The sequence below is a fragment of the Micromonospora sp. Mcm103 genome, assembly GCF_024519755.1.
Classification (GTDB): Bacteria; Actinomycetota; Actinomycetes; order Mycobacteriales; family Micromonosporaceae; genus Micromonospora; species Micromonospora aurantiaca.
The window spans coordinates 38721-50647 of sequence record NZ_JALJRJ010000007.1; the positions used below are offsets into that span (position 1 = coordinate 38721).

Here is an 11927-nt window from a genome sequence, read left to right on the forward strand (position 1 = left end):
GAGCCCGGCGTGTCGGGGCTTGACACGAGTTTGCGATATAACAAAGATAACAAACATGACATCTGCGGTGGCGGTGCCCGAGGCGCTTCGGGCCATCAGAGCGAACTTGGGGCTCACTCAGGCGGGGCTCGCGGAGCGACTCGGCGTATCCTTCGCGACCGTCAACCGCTGGGAGGGCGGGGACGGCAGCACCATGCCCCAGAAGGCCAAGCTGGCGAGCATCTTGGCGCTGGCAGAGGAGGCGGGGGTCGACGTCGCCAACCCCGGCGATGCTCCCAGCGTCCGATCGGGACGCCGCAAGCGCGTGAGCAAGGCCGATACCAAGACGACCAAGCCCATGGAGCAGATGCTCTGGGATGCCGCCTGCTCGATACGGGGCGAGAAGGACGCGGCCAAGTTCAAGGACTACCTGCTGCCGCTGCTGTTCATGAAGCGCCTCTCGGACGTGTTTGACGACGAGATCGACCGCCTGGCCGAGGAGTACGGTGACCGCGACGTGGCGCTTGAGATCGCCGAGGCAGACCACTCGCTTCTGCGCTTCTACCTGCCGCCGGAGGCGCGCTGGGCGGTCATCTCCGAGCGCGAGAGGTACGAGTGGCCTCTGGACGAGCGTGGCCGTTCGACCGCCCCGAAGGACATCGGGGAGCATCTGACGAAGGCCGTGCGAGCGGTGGTGCGCTACAACCCGAGCCTGGCCGGCGTCATCGACATCGTAGACTTCGCTGAGGTGCGCAACGGCGAGCGCGACATCAACCCGTCGAAGCTGAAGGACGTGGTCCAAGCTTTCGCGGACCCGCGCTACCGGCTCGGGCTGGCTGATGTGCAGCCCGACTTCCTCGGGCGCGCCTACGAGTATCTGCTCAGGAAGTTCGCCGAGGGCTCGGGGCAATCGGCTGGAGAGTTTTTTACGCCCACCGAGGTCGGCTTCCTGATGGCGCGCATCATGCGGGCCAGGCCCGGCGAGACTTGCTACGACTACGCCTGCGGCTCAGGCGGTCTACTGATCAAGTTGCAGCTGATCGCCCGCGAGATCGACCCGACGAGCAAGGTGCCACTCAAGCTGTTCGGTCAGGAGCTCCAGGCCGAGAGCTACGCCGTAGCCACGATGAACGCCATCATCCACGACATGGACGTCGACATTCGTCGGGGCGACACCATGATTAACCCCAAGTTTCGTGACACCGCTGGCGGGCTTCAGAGGTTCGACATCGTGGTTGCCAACCCGATGTGGAACCAAACTTTCGCAACCGACATCTTTGACAAGGACCCTTACGATCGTTTCAGCAAGGCCGGTGGCGCCACGTCTGGCAAGGGTGACTGGGCGTGGCTCCAGCACGCACTCGCCTCGATGAGCGATAGCGGACGGGCCGCGGTAGTCCTGGACACCGGCGCGCTGACGCGGGGTTCCGGCTCCAGGAACGAGGACAGAGAGCGGAACATCCGCAAGTGGTTCGTCGAGCACGACTACATCGAAGGTGTCGTCCTGTTGCCCGACAACCTCTTCTACAACACCACCGCTGCTGGAATCATCGTCATCCTCAACAAGCGTAAGCCTGCGGCGCGCAGGGGCAAGGTCGTCCTCCTGAACGCCAGCAAGCGGTTTAGGAAGGGGCGCCCGAAGAACTACCTCGCGGAGGAGGAGCTCCAGCAACTTGCTGACCTGTTCCGCTCAGACCAGCCTGTCGACGGCGAGGTCGGAATCATCACGACCCAGCAGGCTCGAGACGCTGACTACAACCTCAGTCCAGGGCATTGGGTCAAAACGGCTGACGATAGCGAGGTCGCGGACATCTCCACGCTGGTAACCGAGCTTCGCGGTCTGGTGATTCGTCAACGCGAGACCGACGAGCGCGTTCTGCAGCTGCTGGGAAGGTTCGCCAAATGAGCGAGTGGCGCGAGTCGACCCTGGGCGACGAAATCGATCTGGTCTACGGCAAGGCGTTGCCTGCTCACGCTCGCGTGGAAGGCAAGGTCGGGGTCTTCGGTTCCAACGGCCTGGTCGGCAACCACGACGAGGCGCTGGTCGACGGGCCGGGCATTGTGGTCGGACGCAAGGGCTCAGTCGGCGCCGTCGCATACTCGGAGAGTGGCTTTTGGCCCATTGACACTACCTACTACGTGGAGAACAAGGGCGGCTTGAGCTGGCGCTATCTCTACTTCCTCCTTCGGAGCAGCGGGCTGACCGGCCTCAACAGCCACAGCACTGTGCCTGGCCTGAACCGCGCGGACGTGTACTCGATCCCCGTGCGAATTCCACCACGCGATGTTCAGGACGACATCGCCCACGTGCTCGACTACATCTCATACGCGGAAGAGCTCGAGGTGAAGGCGTTGCGCAACGGTGAGGAGCTCATGCGCTCCGTTGCGCAGGCCGTATTCCCGGCCGGCGATCCGAATGATTCAAGTGGGTGGGTTTACGAGCGCATTGGTGATAACCATAACGTGACTTCTGGAGGAACGCCGTCGCGCACCGTCGCTGACTATTGGGTCGGAGGCACCATTCCGTGGGTGAAGACGACAGAGATCAACTACTCGGTCATCACGGAGACCTCGGAGCGCATCACCAAGCGGGGTCTCGACGAGTCGGCCGCGAAGATCCTTCCCGCCGGCACAGTCTTGCTGGCCATGTACGGACAGGGTGTGACCCGCGGGAAGGTCGCCGTGCTCGGGATCGACGCGGCAACTAACCAAGCATGTGCGGCTATCCGTCCTGCGAGCGACGCTGTGGACCCGCGCTACCTCTATCACTACCTGGCGCATCAGTACGAAGACCTTCGGCAACGAGCGCACGGCGGACAGCAGCAGAACCTGAACCTAGACATCGTCCGCGATTTCCCGATCAGCTACCCGAGCGATCGCACCGAGCAGGCGAGGATCGTCGAGATCCTTGATGCGATCGAGGACAAGATCGCGACGCATCGCCAGCGCAAGTTAGTGCTTAGGCGCCTCGTCGTTTCGTTGACGCACCGGCTCGTGCGTGAGGACATCAGTCTCGACGACCTCGACCTGTTTGCTCTGCCCGTTGCCCAAGAACAGTTGGAGGAGGCGTTCGCATGACCACGCTCAGCATCGGCGAGGCGCGCACAGTTCAGTTCCCCATGGTTGGGCACGCTGAGGGGATCGGCTGGACCGTCCTTACGCCGGTCGAGGCTGAGGCTCTGCGTCACGGCCACGAGAACATGCTCTTCACCGACGTGCTGGAGGAGAAGATCCTTGACTTCAACACGTGGCTCAGCGAAGAACAGGCGCGCTCGATCATCGAGACCATCGAGGCCATCACTCCGAGCATCGAGGGCAACTGGGAAATGCTCAAGTGGATGCGCGGCGAGCACATGTGGCGCGACGAGAACGAGAAGCGTGTCCGTCCGGTCCGCCTCATCGACTTCGACAACCCCGAGAACAACGCCCTGCACGTGACGTGGGAGTGGCGGATCGATCCGGTCGTTCGCAAGGGCAACCGCGCCGACGTGATGTTCGTGGTCAACGGCCTCCCGGTCACCATTGTCGAGCACAAGAACCCCAAGGACGGCGACGCCCTGAGCCGCGCCATCACCCAGTTGCGCCGCTACGAGATCGAGACGCCGGAGCTGCTCGCCCAGACGCAGCTTCACAACGTCACGCACCTGGTCGGCTATTGGTACGGCGTCACCTGGAACGTGTCTCGGCGCTTCCTCTTCAAGTGGAAGCACACCGAGGATGAGTCCTACAAGAGTGCCGTGGAAGCGTTCTTCGAGCCGCGCGACTTCCTGCGTACCCTCCGCGACTGGATCTTGTTCTATGTCGAGGACGGCGAGACCAAGAAGTCGGTCCTGCGCGAGCACCAGCGCGTTGCGGTCGACAAGATCGTTGCTCGCTGTGCTGACCCTGAGAAGGACCGCGGCCTGATCTGGCACACCCAGGGTTCGGGCAAGACTTTCACTCTGCTGACCGCCGCCAAGCAGATCTTGGAAGATCCGATGCGGTTCGCCGGCTCCACGGTGATCCTGGTCGTCGACCGTAACGAGCTGGAGGGTCAGCTCAAGGGCTGGGTCGAGCGCCTGATTGGTGAAATGCAGTCCAGCGCCATCGCTTGGCGCCGAGCCGACAGCAAGGCCGACCTCCAGAGCATCTTCGACTCGGACTTCCGTGGCCTGGTGGTCGCGATGATCCACAAGTTCGAGGAGATACGGAAGAACAGCTCGCTGCGGGACAACATCTATGTCTTTATTGACGAAGCGCACCGCTCCGTGGCGGCTGATCTCGGCTCCTACCTGATGGGTGCCGTTCCGAACGCTACGATCATCGGCTTCACCGGTACGCCGGTGGGGAGCAGCCGCGCTGGCTCGGGTTCCTTCGAGATCTTCGGTACGCAGGACGAGGACGGCTACCTCGACAAGTACTCGATCGTTGAGTCGATCACCGACGAGACGACGCTGCCGATCAAGTACATGCTGGCGCCATCCGAGATGACCATGGCGACTGAGGATCTCGAGCAGCAGTTCTTCGCCCTCGCCGACGAGGAGGACGTGACCGACATAGAGGAGCTGAACAAGGTCCTCGACCGGGCCGTCGGTCTGCGCGCCTTCCTTGGTGCCGACGACCGCATCGAGAAGGTCGCCAAGTTCGTCGCCGAGCACTTCAAGGAGAACGTCGACCCGCTGGGCTACAAGGCGTTCATGGTGGCCGTCGACCGTGAGGCGTGCGCCAAGTACAAGCGCGCCCTCGACCGGTATCTCCCGCCGGAGTGGTCGGAGGTTGTCTACTCCAAGAATCCGAACGACATCGTCGACCGGCCGGATGTGCACGCCCTGCAGATCACGGAGAGCCGCGAGGAGGACGTCCGCAAGCTGTTCAAGAAGGCGGACGAGCAGCCCAAGATCCTCATCGTCACCGACAAGCTGCTCACCGGGTATGACGCCCCGGTGCTCTACGCGATGTACCTCGACAAGCCGATGCGCAATCACGTGCTGCTGCAGTCGCTGGCTCGCGTCAACCGACCGTACATAGACGACAACAACGTCATGAAGCGCGTCGGCCTGGTCGTTGACTTCGTCGGCATCCTGCGCAACATCACCAAGGCTTTGAGCTTCGACTCCGCGGACGTCAAGGGTGCGCTTGAGGACCTCGACATCCTGATGGCCAGTCTGCATGAAAAGATCGCTGCGGCCGCGGCCGAGTACCTACAGGTCGACGGCAAGCTGACACCGGACGCCCAGCTGGAGAGCGTTGTCTACGGCCGGTTCCTCGACCTCGATGCTCGCAAGGTGTTCTACGACGACTACAAGGATGTTGAAGCGCTCTGGGAGATCCTGTCGCCCTCGGCTGAGTTGCGTGACCACATCACGACCTACAAGCGGCTGAGCCAGCTTTATGCCGCAGTGAGGGCGGCCTTCTCGGAGACCGGCTCCTTCCTCGGTGACTTGGAGCACAAGACCAAGCGTCTTATCGAGGAGGGCGCGGTTCAGGAGGGTCTCGGGCGCTTCTCCAAGGTCGTCACGTTCGACATCGAGGCGCTGGAGTCGCTCCGCTCGGACGAGGGTCCTGACGAGGGCAAGGTCTACAACCTCCTACGCGGGCTCAAGAAGGAGATGGAAGAGGATCCGGCCGGGGCTGTGGTGCTGCAGAGCATCCGCGTCAAGGCTGACCGGATTCTTCTCGACATGGAGACGCGCAAGATCGATGGGCTCGCGGCTATGGACGAGCTCGCGGCACTCGTCCGCGAGAAGGCCGAAGCTAGGAAGCGGGCCGAGGAGAGTGGCCTGAGCAATGTCGGTTTCGCGGTGTTCTGGACGCTCAGCCACGAGAGTGACGCCGATGCCGCCGGATTCGACGCCATGACAGCAGCTCGCGAGATCGAGACGGTACTGGCCAAGTTCCCGACCTGGCAGGACAACTCCGAGGAGCGCCGGCGGCTCCGCGCTCAGCTCTACAAGCCGTTGCTGGCGCTCAGCAAGGACGACCGTGCCGGGGCTATCGAGCGGATCATGCAGGTACTGGAGCAGGCTGGCTGATGGTGGTCAAGTCTCCTCTCTACCCGGAGCAGCAACTTCGTCGGAGGGCCATGGGCTGGGCCCTCAAGCTCAAGGTCAATCCGGAGCAAGTCCAGATCAAGCCGCTACCAGGCAAGTGGGGGTCCTGCGCGCCTGACGGTGTCGTTACCTTGGCGGATGACCTGGCGACCGAGGCGGAGGGCTTCCAGGACTACGTGATCGTCCACGAGCTCCTACATCTCCGTTACCGCGACCACGGCCGGCAGTTCAAGGCGATGATGACTGCCCTCGTCCCGAACTGGCGCGAGCTGGAGAGCGGCAGCAGGCACTCGACCGAACGACAGATCGACGCAGAGTAGGTCGACATGGGTGCGGCCGAGAATCCGTCCTCTGACGGCGGCGATGAGGAGCCCGGCCTGACGCCCGAGCAGCGCGAAGATCTTCGGCGGCAGCTTCCGTATATCTCTCTTCGAGAAGATGATGCCGAGGATTGACGCCCAGCCACGCACCCAGCGCCACTCCGCCATCCCGTCTGCCGTCGACCCGCCCTTGTGGGGAGCGGGCCGCCGCCCGGCCCGCCACGTCAAGACGGCCTTGACGCAGGTTCGGACCCTGGCGGGTCGGGAGGTGGTCTGCTCGGCTTGCCCGGGTCGATGGCAGGCGGGGTGGCTCACTGCAACCACCCACGGACCGCGACCGGCCGACGGTGCCCCGGCCATCCTGGAGCCGGAGCGCCCCCGCCGGAGGCGCCCTAACCGCAACCCCGCGACCGCCGCGAGCTCGCCGACGCGGCCGGCGTGCCCTCCCCTCCGCCGCGCGGGCTCGTGGCCGCGCGGCCCGGCCGGCTGCCGGCCCACCACACCACCGGTCAACAACCTGTCGTTCTGCGGCGGCCCTCCGGGCTTCCCGCTCTCCGCGCCAGCCGCCGGGCGTCAGGCGTGTCGGCCGCAGAGCGACAGCGGCAGCGGCCGGCGCGCGCCCAGGCGGCGGCGCGTGCGGCCCGTTCAGGGCCGCCTTGAAGACGTACAGAAACTTTGAACCGCAGCGCCGGCAGCCGGTGTGTCCTCCGTCGCCTGATACGCGACACTCGTCCGCCAACTGATCTGCGACACCTCCGCGCGCTGATCGCCCCATGAGCGGATGTCTCAGGCGTCGCGCTCCAGAGTGAATCGTCGGTAAAAGGTGGGGACGCCGGTGACTCCAGTTGAGGGGTTACAGGGACCCTGAGAGTGCCGGGCACCGACGGTGACGCGCGAGTTCACCACACTGGCGTGCTGGCGGCCCAGGCGGGAAGATCCCGAGTCATGAGCCGCGTGGTGGAGGTGTCGAGCCCGCTCGACGTACACAAGCTGCGCGTCGGGCTCGGCGATGCTGCGGTTGCTCAGTTCAGCCAGCCGCTCGCCGAGGCGGAATACAGGTCGTTCGCCGCGGCCTTGACGGACCATCCGACGGTCACTCTGCGCGCGTACGGCTTCGACGACGACCTCGCCACGCTGCGGTTCCTGCGCTGGTTCCCACACTTGCGTCGCTTCAGCGTCGCCCACCTACACAACCTGACCGACCTGGTGCCGCTGCACCAACTCAGCTCCGACGTCGAGCTCCTCGACATCGGCGAGACCCGCAAGCCTCTCGACCTCACCCCGGTCGCCGCGTTCCACGACCTTCGCCAGCTGCGGATCGTGGCGCACCGACGCGGTCTTCCGGAGTTGCTCAACGCCAACTCCGGCCTACAGGGGCTGGCGCTATGGCGGCTCCCGGTCGACCAACTCCTCCCGGTGATCGACCTGCCCCATCTGCAGTCCCTGGCCCTGACCTTCGGCTCGTTGGCAGAGGGGAAGTGGCTCCTCCAGGCCCCCACCCTCCGCTACCTCGCGCTTCGTGCGGTTCGCAAACTCACCGATCTCGACGCGGTGACGCGCCTGCCCGAACTGCAATGGCTGTGGCTGGATGCCCTCACCTTGGACCGGCTTCCCGACTTCAGCTCCTGCACCGCGCTGCTACGCGCCGACTGCACCGCCATGCCCCACCTTCGGCATCCGGCATCCCTACAGGGTCTTGCCGCTGCCCCCCAGCTGCGGGAGCTTCTGGTCACTGAGTCGCTGCTGCCGGTTGATGCGTTCGTGCCGTTCGTTGATCACCCGACACTTGAATACGCGGGCGTCGGCCTTGGCACCGAGCGCCGCAACCACGAGGCTGAGCACCTGCTGGGCCGGACATCACCCCGCGCCGATAAGGACTTCGCCGCGACGCACGGGCTTCTCCGCATGCTCTAGCCCAGGCGGCCCACCAGTTACGCACTGTGACACCGAAGCCCGAGCAGGGCCGGCAACTTGTCACTCTTCAAGTGAAGCCGATGTGTAACGCGTCAAGTGGAGCCCGACACCGCCGGCAGTCCGGCCGGCCCCTACCCCGGCGGCTGCGTGGCTGCGTCGCTGTTCTGCTCCCGCCACTGGCCGCCATCGGCTTGAACGAGTCGCCGCACCATCTGACGGGCACCGTCCTCGGTGTCGAACTCCCACCGAAGCACCCTGCCCGTCTCGGAGTCGCCTGCCCTGGCGACGACATGCCATCGAACCTCTCGGGCGAGCCACACGTCACGCCGGGTCAGGCGTCCCCACGAGCCGTTCCACCAGCGCGCGACCAGCTCCCTAACCACTGCCGAATCGTACGCATGTTCTAGTTAGAGGCGGGGCCTAACCCCCGACCGAGACCTGGCTGGCTCGCGTCCACTCATACATGCGGTTGTCCCGGTGGAACTCCAGCAGCCCGACATGGTCGAGAGCCACGGTGACCGGTTCGGCCTCGACCGCCGCCAGCGCTCCAACAATCGGCTCCGCGGCTTGCGTCGTATTCGAGTAGGCGACGCTCACATGGGGGCGATACCCCTGGGTATGTTCGGGCGCCAACTCGACGTGGTCCGGCCCGAGGACATCTGCGATGACCGCCCTGACAGCGTCGCGGACCGCTGCCACGGGCTCGGGAGGCGATGCGGGCAGGTACACAGCCTCCGGACGCACCACGGGCCGATGGAACATCACGACTGGTGCAGGAGTTTGCATCAATTTCGACCGGATAGCACGTTCGACCTCGGCGACCTGGCCGCCATCGAGTTCGTCGAGGAATCCGATGCCCTGCATGGTCAGGTGGAGCCAGGTCGAAGGTATGAGGTCAAGCCCAGGGAAGGGGCGGAGCGCCTCCTGGTAGCGGCGCACGAGCTGGACGAGCTCCGGGTTTCCGCTCATGGTGAAGTGGCAAGCGTAGAAGTGGCGTCCCGCTCGCCATCCTGGCCTCCACCACCAGTGGTCTTGCAGGTTGTCTACGTGGTCGAAGGGCTCTGACACCCTGCCCCCTTTAGATATCGGAGCGGCCGTCGGCGTCTTCAGGCTGCTGGGTGACGTCGTACTCGTCGATGATCTCGATACGGTCGGCCGGCCAGACCGATTCCGACACCTCAAGAACGGTGTCATCCTCGGCTCGGGCCACGTGTACGACGTGCACCACGCCTGTGCCCGGTGAGATCTGTAGGGCTTCCGCCTCGACCGCTGTGGGCATTCGCCACTGCCAGTGGTCTCTGGCTCGGCTGTACCTCTTGCCGCTCAAGTCCTCGATGCATAGAAAAAGGGCCTTCGGCACCACCTGTGGTTGTTCAAGGAAGGTGTCGGCGGCGAAGCCCAACGGGATGTAGCTCGCGCCAACCTCCTGCGGTCGGCCACTTTCGCGGTCAGACAGGACGCGACGCCGGATCACGACTCGCTCTCCTGGCTCCATGCCCGCCGCTTGAGCAACATGCTCTGGCACTGGACCGCGCCCAGCGAAAGGGATCTCATGCTGCAAGTGGGCGGTGAGCAACTTGCCGTCAGTACGGGCTCGTCCGTACCGGTCGCGGGAACGCCGCTGGAGTCGGCGGTTGGCAGTGACGAAGGTGCCCACGCCCTGGCGGGCTTCAACGATGCCCTCTGCCCTGAGTACCCGAATGGCGTTGCGGAGGGTCTCCATCGAAAGGCTGGGGAAGGTTGCGCGAAAGCGCTCAAGTAGTGCGGCCTCGGCAGGCAGCCGCTCCCCTGGCTCATAGGTGCCGTTTTTGATGTCGCGCCGCAGCTCGTCTGCGATGCGCTGATACTTGGGGGCCTTTGCCCCCAGCTCACTAGTCATGTCGACCTCCACTCGAAATTCTAGTCCTCTAGAGGACTTGACGCCGTCAGCCGCATGGACCTACCTTGATTGCACCCACAGTCCTCTAGAGGACTAGAGCAATAGACCTAGGAAGGGGTCACGCTCATGAAGCTGTACGTGGACACCGCGAGCAAGCAGGTCCAGGTGACGAAGGACCCGGAGCCGAAGAACGACCAGAACGGCAACCAGCGGTCGGAGAAGAACACTGGCCGGCTCATGTGGTCGACCCAGGTCTTCGTTCTCGACGAGACCGGCGGCGAGATCATCACCATCACCACGGCGGGTGAGAAGCCGAGCGTGACGGTGGGACAGCTCGTCGCTGTCGAGCAGTTGGAGGCCATCCCGTGGGCGACCAACGGGCGCAACGGCGTCGCGTTCCGTGCCGTGTCGCTGAAGCCGAAGGCTGGCACCTCGGCGGCGAAGTAGTCCCTCGTTCCACCTGTGCTGCGTGAGCTTCTGGTGTCGATGCGCTGAGGCGCGAAGCGGCCTGATGGTCCGCTGAATCCAGTGAAGAACGGTCCGGGAGTGGTTCCGACTCCTGTACTCCCGGCCCGGTCACCACGTCGTGGTGGTGGCAACCCCGTAAGAGCTGGCGCGGGGTCGGTCCGACTCCTACATCTGCCGACCCCGTGCCCTCCAACTCATCCACCCACGTATGGGAGGACTCGTCGTGTCCAAGTCTAGCCCTCGCCGCCCGTTCGGCGGCAGGTCGAACAACACGATCACGGTGATCGAGGCCAAGGTCCACCGGTCATCGGCCAGGAATGCTCGCCTGGCGTTCATCCTCACGGCGGTCATCGTCGGCCTTCTGTCGGCCGTGGTGGCCGCTTCCTCCATCCACCCCATCCTCGCCCTGCTCACCGGCGTTCTGATCGGGGTTCCCCTCGGCGGCCTCGCCTGGCTGCTCGTGCGGATCTGGCCGGTACTGCGGCTGCTGTGGTGGTGGACCCCCGAAATTGGGATCACCACGGCCCTTGGCGCTGCCTGGGTGCAGCTCGTCAACCACACCTCAACCCCGATCACCCTGCTGGTGATCGCCTTGGTCGTCGGCGTCCCCGCCGGCCTGCCGGTGTCCCGCCGGTTCCTGGTCGCCTGGACCTGGTGCCTCGTGGTGCGGCACCGGCTGCGCGTGTGCTTCGCGCAGTTCATCATCGCCAACCAGTCCGGCAGCCTGCCGCTGATCCTGTGGGCCAAGCCCACGCCCGTCGGTGAGCGGGTCTGGGTCTACCTGCGACCCGGTCTGTCCCTGGCCGACCTGGAAGGCCGCCTCGACCGGATCGCCGTGGCCTGTCACGCCTCCACCGCCTTGGTCGAGCGGGCCTCCGACCGTAACGCCGCCTATCTGCGGTTCGACATCAAGCGCCGCGAGGTGCTGACCGCCCAGGTCGGTTCCCCGCTCGTCGACGTCATCGACGACACCGTTCCGGCGACCGAGCGGATCCCGGCCACCGTGCCCACCGCCCTGGACCTGCCCGACGTCGACATGCCCACCGTCACCCTGCCCACTCAGGGCAAGCCGACCGGCAAGAAGCCGCCGGCCACCACCGCTAACGGCAGCAAGCCCGCTGCGACCTCCTCGGTTGTCGAGGACGACGTTTCGGACTGGATCTGACCATGACGCAGATCGAGTACGACGAGGCCACCGACGCCTTCTACTTCCACTGCTACGCCTGCGGCCGTGACGGCCGTACCTGGGACCGCCGCCGTGACGCCGAGCTCGACGCCGACCGGCACGACGAGCAGCACGACGACGGCCTGATCTAACCGCCTACCCAACCTGGACGC

The 11927-nt window shown here is 64.9% G+C and carries 11 protein-coding genes; 9 read left to right on the forward strand and 2 right to left on the reverse strand.

All coding sequences use genetic code 11. From position 1 onward, the window contains the following. Window positions 1-55: 55 nt before the first annotated feature. The 6 genes from OC439_RS11100 to OC439_RS11125 all read left to right on the forward strand — a co-directional run bounded on the left by OC439_RS11100 (window position 56) and on the right by OC439_RS11125 (window position 8242). Window positions 56-1885 carry an N-6 DNA methylase gene (locus OC439_RS11100; RefSeq protein ID WP_262013330.1) on the forward strand — a complete coding sequence of 610 codons (1830 nt, stop codon included), beginning with the start codon at window positions 56-58 and terminating at the stop codon, window positions 1883-1885. Beyond that, window positions 1882-3057, forward strand: a complete 1176-nt coding sequence (locus OC439_RS11105) for a restriction endonuclease subunit S (RefSeq protein WP_262013331.1) — start codon at window positions 1882-1884, stop codon at window positions 3055-3057. Before OC439_RS11100 ends, OC439_RS11105 begins: the two co-directional genes overlap by 4 nt. Then, a complete protein-coding gene (locus tag OC439_RS11110; RefSeq protein WP_262013332.1) occupies window positions 3054-5990 on the forward strand; it encodes a type I restriction endonuclease subunit R in 2937 nt (978 codons plus the stop codon). Before OC439_RS11105 ends, OC439_RS11110 begins: the two co-directional genes overlap by 4 nt. Next, complete coding sequence (locus tag OC439_RS11115; protein WP_262013333.1) at window positions 5990-6328, forward strand: M48 family metallopeptidase; 339 nt, start codon at window positions 5990-5992, stop codon at window positions 6326-6328. The genes OC439_RS11110 and OC439_RS11115 overlap by 1 nt, the downstream gene beginning before the upstream one ends. Before the next feature lie 6 nt (window positions 6329-6334). After that, on the forward strand, window positions 6335-6463 hold the full coding sequence (locus OC439_RS11120; RefSeq protein WP_262013334.1) for a hypothetical protein: 129 nt from the start codon (window positions 6335-6337) through the stop codon (window positions 6461-6463). Between the two features lie 810 nt (window positions 6464-7273). Next, on the forward strand, window positions 7274-8242 hold the full coding sequence (locus tag OC439_RS11125) for a hypothetical protein (protein ID WP_262013335.1): 969 nt from the start codon (window positions 7274-7276) through the stop codon (window positions 8240-8242). Between the two features lie 420 nt (window positions 8243-8662). Here OC439_RS11125 and OC439_RS11130 read toward each other — a convergent pair whose 3' ends face one another. Next, the gene (locus tag OC439_RS11130; RefSeq protein ID WP_262013336.1) at window positions 8663-9211 is read right to left on the reverse strand and encodes a 2'-5' RNA ligase family protein; all 549 of its coding nucleotides are present in this window, start codon (window positions 9209-9211) and stop codon (window positions 8663-8665) included. A gap of 109 nt (window positions 9212-9320) precedes the next feature. Continuing rightward, entirely contained in the window at window positions 9321-10121 is an 801-nt protein-coding gene (locus OC439_RS11135; RefSeq protein WP_262013337.1) for a GntR family transcriptional regulator, read from the reverse strand. Window positions 10122-10247: 126 nt separating this feature from the next. Here OC439_RS11135 and OC439_RS11140 point away from each other — a divergent pair, with 126 nt between their 5' ends. The 3 genes from OC439_RS11140 (at window position 10248) to OC439_RS11150 (ending at window position 11906) form a co-directional block, all read left to right on the forward strand. After that, window positions 10248-10568 carry a hypothetical protein gene (locus OC439_RS11140; protein ID WP_030500671.1) on the forward strand — a complete coding sequence of 107 codons (321 nt, stop codon included), beginning with the start codon at window positions 10248-10250 and terminating at the stop codon, window positions 10566-10568. Window positions 10569-10863: 295 nt separating this feature from the next. Further along, complete coding sequence (locus OC439_RS11145; protein WP_262013476.1) at window positions 10864-11754, forward strand: hypothetical protein; 891 nt, start codon at window positions 10864-10866, stop codon at window positions 11752-11754. A gap of 2 nt (window positions 11755-11756) precedes the next feature. Then, a complete protein-coding gene (locus OC439_RS11150; protein WP_193599537.1) occupies window positions 11757-11906 on the forward strand; it encodes a hypothetical protein in 150 nt (49 codons plus the stop codon). The last annotated feature ends 21 nt before the right edge of the window (window positions 11907-11927 follow it).